The 17,434-nt window shown below is 59.4% G+C and carries 20 protein-coding genes; 10 read left to right on the top strand and 10 right to left on the bottom strand.

The features are described from left to right. Positions 1–37: 37 nt before the first annotated feature. The 3 genes from C5748_RS14800 to C5748_RS14790 form a co-directional block, all read right to left on the bottom strand. Positions 38–1,141 carry an ABC transporter substrate-binding protein gene (locus C5748_RS14800; RefSeq protein WP_105742712.1) on the bottom strand — a complete coding sequence of 368 codons (1,104 nt, stop codon included), beginning with the start codon at positions 1,139–1,141 and terminating at the stop codon, positions 38–40. A gap of 316 nt (positions 1,142–1,457) precedes the next feature. Next, the gene (locus C5748_RS14795; protein ID WP_105742711.1) at positions 1,458–3,032 is read right to left on the bottom strand and encodes a DHA2 family efflux MFS transporter permease subunit; all 1,575 of its coding nucleotides are present in this window, start codon (positions 3,030–3,032) and stop codon (positions 1,458–1,460) included. Positions 3,033–3,088: 56 nt separating this feature from the next. Further along, entirely contained in the window at positions 3,089–4,378 is a 1,290-nt protein-coding gene (locus C5748_RS14790) for an HlyD family secretion protein (RefSeq protein ID WP_105742710.1), read from the bottom strand. Positions 4,379–4,507: 129 nt separating this feature from the next. On the opposite strand from C5748_RS14790, the gene C5748_RS14785 reads away from it, so the two are divergent. Both C5748_RS14785 and C5748_RS14780 read left to right on the top strand, forming a co-directional pair. Further along, a complete protein-coding gene (locus C5748_RS14785) occupies positions 4,508–5,233 on the top strand; it encodes a TetR/AcrR family transcriptional regulator (protein WP_105742709.1) in 726 nt (241 codons plus the stop codon). A gap of 253 nt (positions 5,234–5,486) precedes the next feature. Continuing rightward, the gene (locus tag C5748_RS14780) at positions 5,487–6,278 is read left to right on the top strand and encodes a helix-turn-helix transcriptional regulator (RefSeq protein ID WP_105742708.1); all 792 of its coding nucleotides are present in this window, start codon (positions 5,487–5,489) and stop codon (positions 6,276–6,278) included. Positions 6,279–6,311: 33 nt separating this feature from the next. Here C5748_RS14780 and C5748_RS14775 read toward each other — a convergent pair whose 3' ends face one another. The 7 genes from C5748_RS14775 to motA all read right to left on the bottom strand — a co-directional run bounded on the left by C5748_RS14775 (position 6,312) and on the right by motA (position 11,628). Continuing rightward, complete coding sequence (locus C5748_RS14775; protein WP_105742707.1) at positions 6,312–6,749, bottom strand: hypothetical protein; 438 nt, start codon at positions 6,747–6,749, stop codon at positions 6,312–6,314. Positions 6,750–6,839: 90 nt separating this feature from the next. Then, a complete protein-coding gene (locus C5748_RS14770; protein ID WP_105742706.1) occupies positions 6,840–7,913 on the bottom strand; it encodes an EscU/YscU/HrcU family type III secretion system export apparatus switch protein in 1,074 nt (357 codons plus the stop codon). 28 nt (positions 7,914–7,941) lie between these two features. Next, on the bottom strand, positions 7,942–8,985 hold the full coding sequence (locus tag C5748_RS14765; protein ID WP_105742705.1) for a flagellar motor switch protein FliG: 1,044 nt from the start codon (positions 8,983–8,985) through the stop codon (positions 7,942–7,944). Positions 8,986–8,990: 5 nt separating this feature from the next. Beyond that, the gene (gene fliN / locus C5748_RS14760; RefSeq protein ID WP_105742704.1) at positions 8,991–9,329 is read right to left on the bottom strand and encodes a flagellar motor switch protein FliN; all 339 of its coding nucleotides are present in this window, start codon (positions 9,327–9,329) and stop codon (positions 8,991–8,993) included. Positions 9,330–9,352: 23 nt separating this feature from the next. After that, on the bottom strand, positions 9,353–9,835 hold the full coding sequence (locus C5748_RS14755; RefSeq protein ID WP_105742703.1) for a BAB2_0123 family type IV secretion system effector: 483 nt from the start codon (positions 9,833–9,835) through the stop codon (positions 9,353–9,355). After that, positions 9,816–10,754: a FliM/FliN family flagellar motor switch protein gene (locus C5748_RS14750; protein ID WP_105742702.1), complete on the bottom strand. Its 939-nt coding sequence runs from the start codon at positions 10,752–10,754 to the stop codon at positions 9,816–9,818. Before C5748_RS14750 ends, C5748_RS14755 begins: the two co-directional genes overlap by 20 nt. A gap of 1 nt (position 10,755) precedes the next feature. Further along, positions 10,756–11,628, bottom strand: a complete 873-nt coding sequence (motA, locus tag C5748_RS14745) for a flagellar motor stator protein MotA (RefSeq protein WP_105742701.1) — start codon at positions 11,626–11,628, stop codon at positions 10,756–10,758. A gap of 188 nt (positions 11,629–11,816) precedes the next feature. Between motA and C5748_RS14740 the strand changes: the two genes are divergently transcribed. The 8 genes from C5748_RS14740 (at position 11,817) to flgG (ending at position 17,397) form a co-directional block, all read left to right on the top strand. Next, positions 11,817–12,605, top strand: a complete 789-nt coding sequence (locus C5748_RS14740) for a DUF1217 domain-containing protein (RefSeq protein ID WP_105742700.1) — start codon at positions 11,817–11,819, stop codon at positions 12,603–12,605. Between the two features lie 7 nt (positions 12,606–12,612). Next, entirely contained in the window at positions 12,613–13,338 is a 726-nt protein-coding gene (gene flgF, locus C5748_RS14735; protein ID WP_105742699.1) for a flagellar basal-body rod protein FlgF, read from the top strand. Beyond that, positions 13,338–14,726, top strand: coding sequence for a flagellar protein export ATPase FliI (gene fliI / locus C5748_RS14730; protein WP_105742698.1), 1,389 nt, complete (start codon positions 13,338–13,340; stop codon positions 14,724–14,726). The genes flgF and fliI overlap by 1 nt, the downstream gene beginning before the upstream one ends. After that, on the top strand, positions 14,723–15,298 hold the full coding sequence (locus C5748_RS14725; RefSeq protein WP_245581808.1) for a hypothetical protein: 576 nt from the start codon (positions 14,723–14,725) through the stop codon (positions 15,296–15,298). Before fliI ends, C5748_RS14725 begins: the two co-directional genes overlap by 4 nt. Positions 15,299–15,397: 99 nt before the next feature. Further along, entirely contained in the window at positions 15,398–15,778 is a 381-nt protein-coding gene (gene flgB / locus C5748_RS14720) for a flagellar basal body rod protein FlgB (protein WP_105742697.1), read from the top strand. Between the two features lie 3 nt (positions 15,779–15,781). After that, positions 15,782–16,198 (top strand): flagellar basal body rod protein FlgC, encoded by a 417-nt coding sequence (flgC, locus tag C5748_RS14715; RefSeq protein ID WP_105742696.1) that lies wholly within the window; start codon positions 15,782–15,784, stop codon positions 16,196–16,198. A gap of 2 nt (positions 16,199–16,200) precedes the next feature. Next, positions 16,201–16,554: a flagellar hook-basal body complex protein FliE gene (gene fliE / locus C5748_RS14710; protein ID WP_105742801.1), complete on the top strand. Its 354-nt coding sequence runs from the start codon at positions 16,201–16,203 to the stop codon at positions 16,552–16,554. Positions 16,555–16,608: 54 nt separating this feature from the next. Continuing rightward, a complete protein-coding gene (gene flgG / locus C5748_RS14705; protein ID WP_105742695.1) occupies positions 16,609–17,397 on the top strand; it encodes a flagellar basal-body rod protein FlgG in 789 nt (262 codons plus the stop codon). The last annotated feature ends 37 nt before the right edge of the window (positions 17,398–17,434 follow it).

Raw genomic sequence — 17,434 nt, 5'->3', positions numbered from 1 at the left:
ACGTCTTGCGAAACACGCCACCTGACAAAAGAGCTCTTTACTGGACGTTTGCGCCGACGACGCTATCCCAAGACTTGGTGATCGCTTCATTGGACGCTTTTTGATCGTCGAGCGTCGGGAAGACGGCCTTCTCATAGGAATCCGCCGGCGGCAGCTTGTCGAGAAGCTCCTGCGGGACCTTGCCGTTCTTGACGAGGTCGTTGAAGCGGATCGGATGGCAATAGCCCTTCAGCCAAGCAAGCTGACCTTCATCGGAATAAAGATATTCCATCCACAGCTTGGCGGCGTTCGGATGCGGCGCATAGGCGCTGATCGCCTGAACATAAACGCCGGCGACGACACCCGACTTCGGCACGACCACCTCCACGGCGGGATTGCCGTTCAGCGTGTCACGATCGGCAAGGGCGTTGTAGTCCCAGCGGATCAGGACGGGCGTGGAGCCTTGAGCCAGAGACGCGGCCTTGCCGATGACGGGCACGAAATTGCCCTTGGCATTCAGCTGCTTGAAGAAATCGAGCCCAGCTTCGCCGGCCTTCGTTCCCGCTTCGGCACCTGTTGCAAGGCCGGCGGCGTAGACGCCGAGAATGGCCTGGTTCGATGCGCGCGGATCACCTGCGAGCGCCACGGCGTTCTTGTATTCATCCTTGAGCAGATCCGACCAGTCGGCGGGCACGTTCTGGATGATGTCCTTGTTCACCTCGAAGGAGAGGACGCCGTAATAGTCACCGTACCAGTGGCCATCGGCATCCTTGGCATCGTCGGGGATCGAATCCCAAGTGGAGACCTTGTAGGGCTGCGTCAGGCCTTCGGCCTTGGCGGTGGGGCCGAACGAGAAGCCGACGTCGATGACGTCGGGTGCTTGCGGGCCCTTGTTGTCCTTGTTGGCCTTGATCGCCTCGATCTCATCGCCCGAGCCCGCATCCGGGTTGAGTTCGTTGATCTCGATGCCGTATTTCTTCTTGAAGCCGGCGATCATGTCGCCATAGCCGCACCAGCTATGGGGCAGCGCGATGGTGGTCAACTGACCCTCGGCCTTGGCGGCGGCGATAAGTTCGGCGGATGGCTCCGCGGCAGCGACAGACGTGCCGACGATGGCGAGAGCAGTCGATAGAGACAGCAAACGTGCTGAATACCCAAGCATATATGTAACTCCCCTGTTTGGAACAGCGAACGCCCTTGGCTCAATTCCAGCATCCGCGTCCTCCCGATAGTCTCGTCCAATGACAATTGGATGACAGTCGCAGCGTGTGCTGGAATTCGTAGCGGCAGGAAGTGAAACACTTTTCCGGGGGCTTAGCAATTGATCCGTTTTACTAATTAGCGATACATGACAAAAATATTTCACGTCTGTGACGCAATGAAAAACACCCACTGGAAAGCGACCAGTTGCCGCGTGCGAGCGCCAATCCTCCAAAATTCGCCCCTATTTCTTGGGGGCGTCGCGGGTGCGCTTCGACTTAATGACCGCCACCGCCGCCTGCCGGCTTGCCCGGTTTGCGCAGGAGGATGGCGAATATTGCGAGGGATGCGAACAGCACCGTCAGGATGAAGAACACATCTATGAATGACATCAGCGTGGCTTGTTGGCGGACGATGCCGGCCATTCTGGCGAGAGCGGCGGTATTGCCGTCGATGCCGCTGGCGTTGAACCTGGCCGCCATGCTGGCGAGCATGTCCTCAGCTTCGCGATTGCCCCAACTGATATGCTCCGACAAGCGGGCATAGTGCATGTCGGCGCGCTGGGTGAGCACGGTATTGATGACGGCCAGGCCGACGGCGCCACCGAGATTGCGTGTCAGGTTGAACAGGCCGGAAGCATTCTTCAGGCGCGACGGCGGCAATGTGCCGAGCGCCAGATTGTTGATCGGCACCATGCAGAGCATCAGCGAGCAGCCGCGCAGGATCTGCGGCAGCAGCAGCTCGTGGAAATCCCAATCCGCGGTCAGCCCGGTCATCGTCCATGTGCCCGCGGCAAAGCCGAAGAAGCCGATCATCATCATCAGGCGCGGGTCCATCCGGTTGGACAGAAAGCCCGCCACCGGCGCGGTCATGAACATGGCGAGGCCGCTGATGAACAGCGCTTCGCCGATCATTAGCGCGTCATAGCCGCGGATCTGACTGAGATAGAGCGGATAGAGATAAGTCAGGCCATAGAGGCCGACGCCCATGACGAACGAGAAAACCGAGCCGAAGGCGAAATTGACATTGCTGAAGGCGCGCAGATCGACGATCGGTTCTTCGGCGGTAAAGACGCGGTAGAAGAAGACGATTGCGCCGACAGCGAGAACGATGCTGAACAACAGGATCGTTTCATCCTGCAGCCAATCGTTGCGCGGGCCTTCCTCTAGAACGAATTCGAGCGAGCCGAGGAAGGCGGCCATGCCGGCCAGGCCCCACCAGTCGAATTTGCTCAGAAGCGAACTGTCGCCTTCATCGAAATCGATGAGGTTCCAGGCAGCCGTCGCCACGAGAATACCGGGGCCGACATTTACCAGAAACAACCAATGCCAGGAAAAGGCGTCGCTCAGATAGCCGCCGACCGTCGGGCCTATGGTCGGAGCGAGTGTGGCGACAAGGCCGATCATCGGCGAGACGATCGAGCGCTTCGATGGAGGAAAGATGGTGAATGCGGCCGCGAACACGCTGGGAATCATGCCGCCGCCGATAAAACCCTGTATCGCGCGGTATACGATCATCTGATCTATGGTGGTCGCCGTCGCGCAGAGAACACTGGCAAGCGTAAAGCCCGCCGCTGATATGGTAAACAGCACGCGCGTCGACATAAGCCGTCCGAGAAACCCGGAAAGCGGAATCATGATGACTTCCGCGATCAGGTAGGAGGTCTGGACCCAGGATATTTCATCGGAACTCGCGCTCAGCCCCGCCTGAATCTCCGCCAGGGATGCCGAGACGATCTGGATGTCCAGAATGGCCATGAACATGCCGAAGACCATCGCCAGGAAGGCAATGGCCTTTTTAGGATCGATGCGTTCATCGACAGGTGCCGGCATGTCGGCTGTGGTGGTGGCCATGACGGCTCATTCCATTTAATTTTTGGCCATTGAAACTGGCTGCTGGAGCGGTGGCCCTATTTCGCCGCCACCGTGTTTTCGTCCGGCGCAGTGCGGATATCGACGCTGACGATGACGCTCAAACCGGCGCGGAACTTGCCGGTGGCAAGCGCCTCGGGCGGAATGGAGATGCGGACCGGAACACGCTGGACAACCTTGGTGAAATTGCCCGTGGCGTTTTCGGGCGGCAGGAGCGAGAAGACCGAACCGGAAGCGGGCGCGATGGAAGCCACGGTCCCCTCGAAGGTTTCTCCATCCATCGCGTCGACGGAGATACGCACCTTCTCGCCGGGCTTCAGGTCGATAAGCTGCGTTTCCTTGAAATTGGCATCGATATAGAGGTGATCGACGGGCACGAGCGCCGCTATCCTCTGGCCGGCGCTGACGAGATCACCCAGCTTGCCCGAGAGGTTGCCGATGACGCCGTCGAAGGGGGCGCGGATCGTGGTGAACGAAAGATCGCGCGCCGCCTTGTCGCGGGCAAGTTCGAGCGACCGCATGCTGCTTTCGGCCTCTTTATACTGCGCCTGCAGCACACCGATATTGGCGTTGGCGGTTGCGATCTGCGCGTCGGCGCCTGCCAGATTGGCATCGGCCTGATTGAGCGCCGATGTGGCATTGTCGAGATCGGACTGCGAGGCAAAGCGCGTGGTGTGCAGTTGCTGGGCGCGCGCCATGGTCGATTTGGCATTGGTCGCGACGGCGCTGGCCGCGAGCTTCTGCGCTTCGGCCTGCTGGAGCGATGCCCGCGCCGCCTTGATCTGGGCGTCGATGCTGGCCAGCGTCTGGCGCTGGGTTTCGATCTTGGCTTCGGCTTCCTCCTCGGCGATGTGATAGTCGCCGGCATCGAGCTGAAAGATGACGTCTCCCGCCTTGACCATCTGGTTGGCGGCAACCGGGACTTTCTCGATGTAGCCTGTCACCTTCGGCGATATGGCAGCGATGTCGCCCTGCACATATGCGTCATCGGTGGTCACCAGAAAACGCCCGTCGGTCCAATAATCGTAGCCATACCAGCCGCCGCCGGCGAGAGCGGCTAAAAGCAGGACCGGCAGCACGATACGCCTGCCGATGCCCTTCTTCTTTCCGCCCGATTTGGATGATCTGTCCTCGCCGGCATCGATCTGCGGCTTCGCGGTGGGCGATCCCTGAGGATATTCCTTCGGCGCCGGCTGCTCGGCACGGGCAGGCTCCGGGGCCGGTTCTACCCGAGCCGGATCTTCCGCGGGCTGTCCCTGCTTCAGCACAGGAAAGGGGCGGACCTCGCCGCCTTCGTCGGACTTTGAAGCGGATCTGGATATCGACATAGGAACGATGGCTTTCTGTAGATCTCATCGGTAATGAACCGATCGGTTCGATGTTGACTTAGATCAGAGCAAACGCCATATCAAGAGGGATCGAACCGATTGGTTCGAGAATAGTAAAGAGTGAAAGAAATGACTCGCGAAAATAAGGCCGAACCGGGCCTCTCCGATAAGGCCGAGGAGTGCGGCGAAGTTGCATGCCTGCGCCCGCAAAGGCTCGGCGCCGGGCAGGATCCGGCGAAGCGCAAGCAGATCCTCGAAGGCGCACGTCGGGTTTTCATGCGCATGGGCTTCGATGCGGCCAGCGTCAACGACATAACGCGCGAGGCGGGTGTCTCCAAAGGCACGATCTATGTCTATTTCAACGGCAAGGAAGAGCTGTTCGAGGCATTGTGCGAGGATTATCGCGCTTCGATGTTTGCCGACCTCATGGCCGATATCGAGCATGGGCTTTCGGGTCGCGACGCCCTGGTCAAGTTCGGCGTTTCGCTTGTGACCCTCATCACGTCGGAGCCGGTTATCCGCGCACAGCGCATCGTGATCGGCGTTGCCGACCGGATGCCGGAAGTCGGAGCGCGTTTTTACGAGCGGGGACCGAAGCGGGGGAAGGCGCTGCTCAAGGAATTCCTTGACGAACAGGTTGCGGCTGGGCATCTCGACATACCCGATACCGAGCTCGCCGCCCATCAATTGTCTGAACTGTTTCTGGCCGGCATCTATCGCCAGCGCCTATTTGCCGCAATGCCCGAGGAGCCGTCCGCCGAACTGATCCGCAAGAACGTCATCGCGGCGGTCGACCTCTTTTTTATTGCCTACGGGCCACGGCGGTATCAGAATGGAAAATCTGAAGATAAATGAGGATTTTACAATCTGTTGCAACTAGGGCTGGCTGTTTCGATACAACCGAATGACAAACTCCGTTGTATTTTGTGCATAAAGCTACGGAAGTTGTTGAATCCGCTTGTAACACTGGTTTCTTTTTGCGCCATTTGAGCGTCTTGTAGCTATGTCGAATATTCGACTCGCTTATAGACGCGATGCCGTTTATGGAACGGCTTGTGAAAGATGACCGTTTATTTTCCAACGGTCTTTCAATGGCTAAGGACGTACAATGAGCCTCGATCTTGTGCATTTTCCCAACTTCAAGAAGGGCTTTTTCGGCTCTTCTTCCAAGAGTGGCACGTTGGAACTGCTTTGCCGTGTTCGTGATGAAATAGGCTGTCAGCATATTTCGCATGTTTCGCGTACAAGGCTTGACGAAACGGTCAGGAGCAATCCGTCGGACCTGTCTGTCGTCATGACGTTTCCCACAAGTTGGATTTTAAGATATTCCGCCAAAAATTATTTCAGTGTCGATCCCATGGTGCAGGATGACTCACCGCTACTGCGCAACGATGCTGCCGGCACCTTGCGTAATCTTGAGTTGGATGCGGATGAATCACCCGCAGTAAGGGAGTTTATCCGGGACGGACAAAAGCACGGCCTCGGCAACCTCTTCGTTGCCGTGGGAGCTACCAATGCGCATGGGTTCCCCGGCTCGACCCTGTTCACCATAGAGGTGGGCGATGCCGACAAGGAGAAATTCATCGAAAAGATGCGCCCGCGTCTCTTGAGCGCATCGAGCCTGATCCATAATTCGCTCTATGGCAGCAGGGAAGGCGTCGTCAGTGCCGCCGCCGCAAGCCTGCTTACCCGGCGCGAGGTCGACTGTCTGCGCTGGGCTGCCAGCGGCAAGACGGATGGTGAGATTGCAGAGATCCTCAACATCGCCCGCTGGACGGTGGTGACTTATCTGCAGAACGCCAAGATCAAGCTCGGTTGCTCCAACCGCACATCGGCGGTGGCGACGGCTTTGTCGCTCGGCATTATCGACATGCCGGACTCGACGCATCTACAATCGTGATGAGAATAGGCGGCAGGCGACGGCATCACGCCTTCAGCCTGTCGCCTGTCTCGGCGACCCCGGAATGCGTGCATCCTCGAAGGCCAGGGCAAGACGCTCGGTGTTATGCGTTGGGCTTTTGCTCGCCTGGTCGAAGGTGATGTGATTGAGATCGATCTGCGATCCTTCCGCATCGATCAGCACACGGAAATAGGCGTAGACACCCATATTGCGGAACTCCATGTCGAGGATGATGCGGGGGTGGCGGTCCCAGTCCAGCTCATATTCGCCGCCGTGGCCGAACTGCAGGGTCTGCGGAAAATAGTGCAACTCGGTCGCCGAGTTGACGATATCGGCGATGTTGGCGAAGAGCTCGTAGCGTATGAACGCGATATAATCGGCGACATCGACAAGCCGGAGATCGCGGATGACCTCGCTCATATGCGCGGCGATGATCGATTCGCGCGTCTGGGAATATTGCGTGCTTCTCATGCTTTCACCGCTTCACGATTGACAAACCAGATTGCTCGACAATTTCCTGATAGGTTAGTCTTTGTTATTCTTGGTATTTTTTGATCCATCCTATGAGATATGCCTCTGGCGTGAATTGATGAACTGTATAAGTTCGGCGACTGCTTTGTAGAATTCCGGTGCGATCATCTGATCAACCTGCATTTGCTTATACAGTGATCTTGCAAGTTGCACATCCTCGAAAATGGGGATGCCGTTTTCCTCTGCGACCTCCCGAATTTTCAGCGCGATGAGATCCTGCCCCTTGGCAACCACGACAGGGGCGCCATCCTTCGCGGGATGGTAACGCAGTGCAACGGAGAAATGTGTCGGATTGGCGACGATCAGCGTTGCGGTCGGGACCGATGCAATCATGCGCCGCCGTGCCCTGTCGCGTCCCAGCGAGCGCAGGCGGGACTTCACCAGCGGATCGCCTTCCGACTGCTTGTGCTCGTCCTTGATCTCCTGCTTGGTCATGCGCAATTCGCTGCGCCAGTGAAAGCGCGACCAGGCGAGATCGAAACCTGCGAGAAACGTGATGGCGACTGCGTTGGCGGCCAGCAGGCGGACCACGTTCTGGCGGATGAATTCGGGAAGCGCGCGGGGGTCGCTGGCGATAGCCTCGGTGAAGAGGGAATTGCTCTTGAAGAAAACGAAGAAGACTACGAGGCTCGTGGCGGAAAGCTTGAACAGGGATTTCAGGAACTCGACCTGACCCGACCGGCCGAATATCCGCGTCCAGCCCTTCGCGAGCGAAATGCGTGAAGCCTGCGGACGGATGCGCTCGCCGACGAAGCGCGGTGCGTTCTGGAGCGCGGAAGCGGCGATGCCGGCCAAGGGTATAATCACCAATATGGGCAGGAGAGCGCTGCCGGCCGCCATCGCCAGGACCTGGAAAAGTTGCCCGATGTCCTCGCTGCTGTTGAGCAGCCAATCTTCGGGACGGTCGATCAGTTCAGCCAGGAAGAAGGTGAGTTTGGCGACGCTGGGCGTGGCGATGAAGACCGCGATGAGGAGAAAGGCGATGACCGAGGCGAGGATCGGTGCTTCCTTGGAGAAGGGCAGATTGCCTTTCTCCACTGCGTTACGGATCTTCTGCTCAGTGGCTTCTTCTGTTTTGCTTTCTTTATCGGGGGCTTCAGACATGATGCGGCCGAACGGGGACAGCCGCCGGTCAGGCGGCCGCGCCTTCCGCTTCGAGATCGATCAGGCCGCGGTCCGACAGGGCGATGGCTGTGCGGGCGATGGCGCGGCGGGCATCTGCGATGTTCTGCGCCGTCGTGTTTCCCTGTCCGGCTGCAAGTTCGGTTTCCACCATGCGCCGTCCGCGCGCGGAGAGCGAAGAGAGGACCAGTTCCTGCAATTTGGCGTCCGCGCCGCGCAATGCCGTGGTGATCTGCTCCGTCTGGATATCATCAAACAGGAGCAGGCGTGCACGCTGCGAAAGCCGCACGATATCATCGAAGGTGAAGAGCTTCGCCTTGATCCGCGTCAGATCATCGGTATTGAGGTCGGACAGACTGTCCAGCATGTCGTCGATCTCGAACTTGTCGAGCTGGTTCAGGATATTGGCGATCTGGCCGTGATTGGCCTGCTGTGGGCCTTTATCGGTCTTGCCGGTCACTTCGCGCCGCAGGACATCTTCGAGCATTTCCGATACCGCCGGCGTGACGGTGCGTATATGGAGCGTACGCTGGACGACGACGCTGCGCAGATCGCCCGGCAGGCCGATGAAAAGGCGAGCGGCGACATCGGAGGGCAGCTTTGAAATGATATAGGCGATAATCTGGGGATGCTGTTCGGCGAGATATGCCTGCAGGGTCTCGATCGGCACGCGGGTAAGCTGGTCCCATACCGATTCCTGCACCAGTATCTGCCGGGGGCGATCATCGAACAGCGCGTCCACCTCGTCCTGCGGCAGCGTTTCCCGCAAAAGCCCCTCGAACCGTAGGCCGGCCTCCGAAAGCGATGCACCGTCGGCGAAGGCGTCTTCGAATTCCTTGACCAGTTCCTCGAAATCGGTGGGCGAGATCGGGTCGAGCTTGCGGGCCTGGCTGGCGAGCAGGCGCAGATCGTCGGCCTGGAAGTGCTTGAGGAGACGCGCCGCCGCAGGCCGCCCGATCGCAACCAGAAGTGCTGCCGCCTTTTGCGGGCCGGACAGCGCCTCGATGCCGCGCGCTTCTTCCTCGTCTGCCATCTGCGTCTGTTTTTCGATCATATCGCTTATTTGCCGATGACTTCGGTCAGGCTGACGCCGAAGCGGGAGGAATCATCTTCCAGCACGATCACCTCGCCGCGTGCGATGACCCGGCCATTGACGACGATATCGACGGGATCGCCGATCTGCTTGTCGAGAGTGACGACCGCGCCGCGCCCGAGCTTCATCAGATTGGCGACGGGCATGCTGGTGCCGCCGAGCACCACCTGTACATCGACCGGAATGCCCATGATCAGGTCAAGGTTCGATTTTCCGGAACCTGTTTGGGCTGTACTCGTCTGACGGCTGGCGCGCGGCTCATCGCTTTTGAGAGCTTCGATCGCTTCGTCGAGTTCATTTTCCATTGCTATTCCCTTTGCCTACATGATCACGAAAAGGCGGCCGTGTTATCGGTCACGGTGGCGCTTGCCACCGTGCGCCGCACGAAAACCGGCAGCTTGGACGATTTTGATTGTATATGGGCCTTTGCCGGCGCGGACGCGGCCTGTGGGGCGACTGTCGCCGCAGCCGTGTTGCGGGCGGAAATCGAGGTGTGCAATGCGCGGATATCGCCCTGCAATTCGGTGCGGATGCGCCCCATCAGATCGACCGAACGAGCGATATCACGCTGTGCCCTGGCGGATTCCTCCAGGCGCGCATCGAGCTTCCTGTTCTCATCGCGGAAGTCGTCGTGTTCGGTCTTGAGGGCGGCAAGCGCCTGTTCCAGATTGGCGGAGGATGCGGCGATTTGTTCGGCCATGGATTTGCCGAGGCGGATCATTTCCGCCGCCCTGCGCAGCGCCACAACGACAATGCCGATCGAAACGAGCGAAAGCACCGCCGAAATCACATTAACCAGCAGCAAGTTCATCGATAAGATCCTCTTCTTCGCTGACGGGATCGCTGATCCGCACGGTGAAATTGATGCCCGCCTTGCCGAGCGTGCATTTGAAAAGTGCCTGGCTACCGCTGCGCAGTCGCACCTGCTCGATGGCGTTCTCCGGTAGCTTCAGCACCTGGCCGGGTTGAAGCTGTGCGATTTCGCCGAGCGTCATCGTGCCCTGATGGATGAAGGCCTCGATGCCGATTTTGGCGCGGCTCACCTCAAGCCTTATCTTCTTGGCCCATGCCGGGTCCGAATGGGCCGATGGCTGGCGCAGCAGATGGGCGATCGCCTCCTGCATCGGGCGATGGCAGGTGCGTGGCATCAAAAGACGGATCGTTCCCGTTTTGCCTGCTGCCCTGATGATGAGGTTGCAGGAGAAAAGGCGCGACTGATCCAGTTTCTCAAGATCGAATTGTGTGGTTTCCTGCGGTTCGCCGACATTGAATATCTGCTGCTCTCCGGCCGCAAAAACATGGTCGAGGGCTGCCGCCATGTGAGCGAACAATTCGCCTGCGATCTTGCGCTCCACGCTGGTGAAAGCATTGGCGGTTGCGAATGCGCCGAAATTCGCGCCGGCCCCGAACAGGGCCTCCAGCCCGGAAAAGATAAAGGCGCGGTCGGCAACCATGTGGATGGTGCTGCCCCATCTGTCGACCTGGACGGGAGCGATCATGCCGTCATGGGGAAGGAGGGATTCCATCCGGGCTTTGTCAACGGGTTCCATGCCGGAAACCTCGGTCTCGACGACAACCGGGGTAAGCTCTTTGAAGCGGGCAGAGAAAGTGGCTGCCGCATCCTTGAAGACGTGGCCGAGCGATTTCAGATCGTCCACCGACATTCCGGCGGCGCGCAGGATGCTTTCGGCCAGAACGTCGGGCTTCTTCTCTTGAGCGAAAGCGGTCATCTCATGCCGCCTGCTGCGCCGGCACGCTGGTCAGCGTTTCCTGCTCGACCACGTCGATCGACGGGCGGTCATAGGCGGAAATCGTCTTGCGACCATATTCGAGGGCGATCTGCGGCAGCGCGCCATTCATATAGGCGAGCAGCGTCTGCTTGACGATGATATAGAGCCGGTTCTTCTTTTCGCGGACGGTTTTTATCTTCGTGGCGATCGGACCGACAACGGCGTAGGAAAAGAAGATGCCGGCGAAGGTTCCCACAAGTGCCGCACCGATCAGATGGCCGAGCACTTCCGGCGCCTGGTCGAGCGCGCCCATCGCCTTGATGACGCCGAGGACGGCGGCGACGATGCCAAGTGCCGGCAGACCGTCGGCGACGGCGACCATGGCGTTGTAGGGCTTCAGCTTGTCACGCGCGATGGTATGGATTTCCTCATCCATCAACGCCTCGATCTCATGCGAGCGGGCGTTGCCGATGATGATGAGGCGGCAGTAGTCGCAGATGAAACTGGTCAGATCTTGGTTCTTCAATACGCTGGGAAAGGCCTGGAAGATGGGCGATTCCTGCGGATTATCGACATGAACCTCGACCTCGTTGCGCGATTTTGCGCGCAATTCGCGCATCAGGCTGTAGAGAACGCCGAGGATATCGAGATAATCGCGCTGCTTGGGAACGGCGTTGGTGAACGCCTCCATGCAGGCGCGGCCGGTATCCTTGACCGCCGAAAACGGATTGGCGACGAGGAATGTACCAAGTGCGGCGCCACAGATGATGACGAATTCCCACGGTTGGACAAGAACGCCGACATGGCCGCCCATGGCAATGAAGCCGCCAAGCATGCAACCGAGGGTGACGACGAGGCCGATGATAATGCCCAAAGCATTCTTCTCCTGCTGACATATTCGATGAGAGCAATAGAGCGGGCGGCTTGTGCGAAGCTTGCCTCGTGCTGAAGCAGTGGCTTTGGGGCAAGCCAGCTTCGGGCAAGCTTCCAGGGCGATAGATACTGCCATCATTGCTTGGCAATCAAAGGGCAATTCAAGGGGCAAGTTCGAGAGGCAGGGGCATGGTCGACACATTGACGAGCTATCGCATGATTGCGTCCAACATGACGCGATCCTTGACGCGGGTATCGCAAGAACCGCTGGTCGAGCGGGAAACCGCATATTATCTGGAGAATATCGGCAAGGTGAAATCGATCGACGATTTCATGGCCGACGATCGTCTCTACAGATATGCCATGAAGGCTCACGGTCTGGAGGACATGGCCTATGCCAAGGCATTCGTTCGCAAGATCCTCACCGAAGGCGTGAGCGATGATTCGAGCTTTGCCAATACACTGACCGACAAGCGCTACAAGGAATTGGCCACCACATTCGATTTCGCGGCCCTCGGCGAGACGACGACCAGTCTTGATCAGGCAAAGCAGGGCACGGTAGACAAATATGTCCGCCAGACGCTGGAAGAGGAAGCCGGCGACCAGAACGAGGGCGTGCGGCTGGCGCTCTATTTCGAGCGCAAGGCCAAGGGGCTGACCAATGCCTATGAAATCCTTGGCGACAAGGCGCTCCTGACAGTGGTGCAGACGGCACTCGGCATACCGTCGGCAGTGTCTTATGCCGATATCGACAAGCAGGCGCAGATGATCGAGCAGCGCCTCGATATTTCTGCGCTTTCCGATCCGGACGAACTGGCGAAGTTCATGACCCGCTTCACGGCCATGTACGAGATAAGCAATCCCTCGATGGGCAGCGCATCCTCGATTGCCTCGTTGCTTCTGGGCGGCACGTCGTCTGTGGGGATTTCCACCGACATCCTGACGACCCTTCAATCCTTCAAACCAGGTGGCAGGTAATCCTACGATGCAGAATTCCATCTATGTCGGGCTTTCCTCGCAGATAACGCTTGAGCGTCGGCTCGACGCCATCGCGAACAATGTCGCCAACATGTCGACGCCGGGTTTCCGCAGCGAGGGCACGAAATTCGATACGCTCGTTTCCAGCAAGGCGAGCGACGACGTGCATTTCGCATCGGCCGGAAAGAGCTTCATCCGCACCGAATCCGGCCCGATCACCCAGACGGACAATCCCCTTGATGTTGCCGTCAAGGGTGAGGCATGGATGTCGCTCGCCACGCCGCAGGGACAGGTCTATACGCGCGACGGTCGCATGCAGATGACGCCGGAGGGCGAATTGCGTTCCGTCATGGGGCATCCGGTGCTCGATGCGGGCGGCCAGCCTCTCATCATCAATCCGAACGGCGGCGCACCGAAAATCTCCTCCGACGGTGCGATCTATCAGAACGGTGCACAGGTCGGCGCCATCGGGCTCTTCTCGATCGCGCCCGACGCCAAGCTGACCTATGCGGGAAATTCCGCCGTCATTCCCAATGTTCCGGCCCAGCCGGTGGTCGATGATGTCAGCGTCGGCGTGGTACAGGGTGCGATCGAAGGCTCCAATGTCGACGGCGTGACCGAGATGACACGGCTCATCAGCGTCAGCCGCGCCTTCGAGCAGGTGGATGCGCTCCTGCGGCAGCAGGAAAACATGCTCACCGAAGCCGTCAAGACGCTTGGTTCGAAAGCGTGATGGCGACAGTCGCCGACGTGCTGGCCGAGACGGGTTCTTCCCCCATCGCCCGGCATCATGCTCTGGAGCGGCTTGCGGCATTCGTTCGCCGCGAATGCGCTGCTCCATCACCGGTTGTCGGTGTCGGCGGCACGGTCAGCGATGTCTCGCGCTCGGTGATCGCAGTGCGCGGCATGTCGCAGACGGCCATGCTCGGCGACGGCGTGTTGATGCGTTGTGGCGACGGGTTCTATCGCGGCGAGGTGATCCGGGTGGCGGAAAGCCACGTGCTGATCAAACCGTTCGACGATCGCGCGGTGCCGGCTCTTGGCGCCCCGGTCTTTCCCGATGGCACATTGCGCATCGCGCCTTCGCCCGGTTGGAAGGGCAGGGTCGTCGATGCGCTGGGGATGCCACTCGACGGTAAAGGGCCGCTGATGCCTGGATGCGAGTCTATGCCTGCGGATCGCCCGCCGCCGGCCGCGATGCGCCGTGCGCGGGTCGACAAGGGATTGCGCACCGGCGTCAATGTCATCGACATCTTCGTGCCGATGTGCTTCGGCCAGCGTCTGGGCATCTTCGCCGGATCGGGCGTCGGCAAATCGACGCTGCTCGCCATGATGACCAAGGCCACGGATTTCGACACTGTGGTTCTGGCGCTTGCCGGGGAGCGCGGGCGCGAAGTGCGCGACATGCTCGAAGACACCATGGCCGGCAAGCTCGAGAAGACGGTCACCGTGGTCGCAACCGGTGATGAGAGCCCGATGATGCGCCGGCTCGCACCCAATACAGCGACGGCGATTGCCGAATATTTCCGCGACCGCGGCGAAAACGTTCTTCTTATCGTCGATTCGATCACGCGTTTCGCCCATGCGGCGCGCGAGGTGGCGATCGCTGCTGAGGAGCCGCCCGTCTCGCGCGGCTATCCACCCAGCGTCTTCAGCCAATTGCCGCGTCTTCTCGAACGGGCCGGACCAGGGCTGGAGGGCGGCGGTACGATCACAGGCATCTATTCGGTTCTGGTCGATGGCGATGATCACAATGATCCGGTGTCGGACGCCATTCGCGGTACTCTCGACGGGCATATCGTACTCGACCGGGGCATCGCGGCGCAGGGCCGGTTTCCGGCGGTGGATATTCCGGGCTCGGTTTCGCGGCTCGCACAGCATGGCTGGACGCCGGAGCAGAAGAAACTCGTCACGCAGTTGCGCGGACTGATCGCACGTTTCGAGGAAACGCGAGACCTGCGCGCCATCGGCGCCTACCAGGCGGGCAATGACAGCTTCCTCGATCAGGCGGTCACGCTGGTCCCGAAGATCTACGAGGTCATGCAGCAGACGCCGGATATGCCCGTTTCCACCGATCCGTACAATGATCTTGCAGCCGCCCTGCGCAAGGAGAATACATGAGCCGCGAAGAACGGAAGAATACCTCACCTGTCGCTCAGTCCACATCCTGGCCGCAAGCGCCGGCAAAAAAATTCGATGGCTATCTCAAGGCTGCCGGCGTGGCGCTTGCCGCCGGATGCGCCATGCTGCCCTTCGTCGTTTATCTCGAGCGCGCCGATCCGCCGCCGCAAAGTGCGGCGCAAAACAATGTCCGTGATCCGTTGGACAGATCGCAACAGACGATCTTTCGCAGGATGAATCCGTTCGCTCCAGCCGATACCGTTGCGGCCAAGTCTGAGCTCGATCCCAATCCGACCGGCGCCACCATGTCGAACGGCAAGGGGCAGCCCGGCACTGATGCGGCGGATGAAGTATCGCCCGACAAGCAGCCTTTTCCGGCAAAGCCGGTATTCCTGCTGCGCGAAGTGGTTGGCGGCATGGCGATGATCGAAGACGGCTCGGGTTACTGGTTTGTCGAAAAAGGCTCGCTTCTGCCTGATGGCAGCAAGCTGATCGCGCTCAGCCGCAGCAACGGGGCCGGCACATGGCAGCTCAAGACTTCCACAGGCGATGTTATCGAGCAGACCCAATAGAAGCGCCTGCTTCAGGATTATGATCCGGCACAAGTCTCGCGCAAGATTCGGCGCATAGATTAACGAAAGTTAAACGGGGCAAGGCAGGCGGATAGAATCATGGGGCCGATCCATCTCTTCGATCTGGCTTCGCGGCAAGCGCAATGGCTTTCCGTGAAGGAAGCGGCAATTTCGAGCAATGTGGCGAATGCCAATACGCCCGGCTTCAAGGCGCGGGACGTCGATGCATTCAGCGACGTCATGGAAAAGACGCAGCTCAGCATGGCGGCGACCAATCCGCATCATCTGGAAGTCGACGCGACCGGCATTACCGCCGTACAGATGCGCCAGGAGAACATCACGGAGAAAACCCACTCCGGCAACACCGTCAATCTCGAACAGGAGATGATGAAAGCCGGCGAAGTGAACCGTGATTTTTCTCTCAATACCAGCATCGTCAAGGCGTTTCATCGCATGATGCTGGCTGCAGTGAAGGGGTAGACCATGGCCGATCCCATCATCAGCGCATTGAAGGTGGCGGCGTCGGGTCTCGACGCGCAATCGACGCGGTTGCGCATCGTCGCCGAGAACATGGCCAATGCGCAATCGACGGGCAAGACGTCCGATGCCGATCCATACCGGCGCAAGACCGTCTCGTTCCGCACCGAGCTCGATCGCTCGACGGGAACGCAGGAGGTTCGGGTTGCGAAAGTCGGCACCGATTCTGCGCCTTTCGTCGAGCAATACGATCCGAGCCATCCGGCAGCGGATACGAGAGGCTACGTCAAATATCCCAACGTCAACATGGTGGTCGAAATGGCCGACATGCGGGAAGCAAACCGTTCGTATGAAGCCAATCTCCAGGTGATCAAGCAGGCGCGCGAAATGATCGCCATGACCATTGACCTTTTGAGGAACTGATGATGATCGATTCTCTGTTGAGTGTTTCCACCCGTAACGCCCTGTCGAACCTATCCGAAATCGTTGATGGTGCAGGTTCGGCCGGTGCCGCCGCTGCTCCCGTCAATCCCTCTGCCGCCGGTCAGTCTTCCGTCGGCGACGCCTCGTTCGGGGACGTGCTGTCGCAATTGACGGGATCGGTGGGCGACAAGCTCAAAAACGCCGAAGCGATGTCGATTTCCAGCATGACCGGTGACGTGCCGACCCGCGAAGTCGTCAGCTCCGTAATGGAGGCCGAGCAGTCGCTGCAGACCGCCATCGCCATTCGCGACAAGATCGTCCAGGCCTATCTCGAGATCAGCCGCATGCAGATCTAGCCCGTTGGGCTGGGTGCGTCGCCGGATCAGAAACACCACTTCCAGGGAGATATCATGAAAGCGCTCACCATTGCCGCAACCGGCATGAATGCCCAGCAGCTCAATCTCGAAGTCATCGCCAACAATATCGCCAACATCAACACAACAGGGTTCAAGCGTGCGCGCGCTGAATTTTCCGATCTCATCTACCAGGCGGAGCGGACGGCGGGCGTGCCCAACCGCGCCAACCAGAACATCGTGCCCGAAGGTGCGCTGGTCGGGCTCGGCGTGCAGACGGCGGCTGTGCGCAATTTGCATATCCAGGGCAGCCTGTCGCAGACCGGCAATCCGCTCGACGTGGCGCTGACCGGGCATGGCTGGTTCCAGATCCAGAGCCCGACGGGTGAGACGCTTTATACGCGGGCCGGCTCCTTCAACAAGAATGCCGACGGGCAACTCGTCACCATAGACGGCAGTCCGGTCGAACCCGCGATCATTATTCCAGCCGATGCGGTGGAGGTGACGATTTCAGAATCCGGCCAGGTCTTCGCCAAGCTGCAGGATCAGATCCAGCAGGTCGATCTCGGCCAGCTGACGCTCGCCAATTTCACCAATGAGGCAGGCCTCGAACCGCTGGGCGACAATCTCTACCGCGAGACGGAAGCTTCCGGCGCACCGATCGTCGGCGTTCCCGGCGATCCGGGCTTCGCCACTTTGACGCAGCACTATCTCGAAGCATCCAATGTCGATCCGGTCAAGGAGATCACCGACCTGATCACGGCGCAGCGCGCCTATGAGATGAACTCCAAGGTCATCCAGGCGGCGGACGAAATGGCTGCCGTCGTTTCGAAGAATCTGCGCTGACGGGGGTGAATATGGCTTGGGCAAGGGCGCGGCATAA

It is taken from the genome of Phyllobacterium phragmitis, from assembly GCF_002980495.1.
Lineage (GTDB): Bacteria > Pseudomonadota > Alphaproteobacteria > Rhizobiales > Rhizobiaceae > Paramesorhizobium > Paramesorhizobium phragmitis.
The sequence above is the reverse complement of the archived record's forward strand: the minus strand, read 5'-3'. Positions and strand labels throughout refer to the sequence as shown.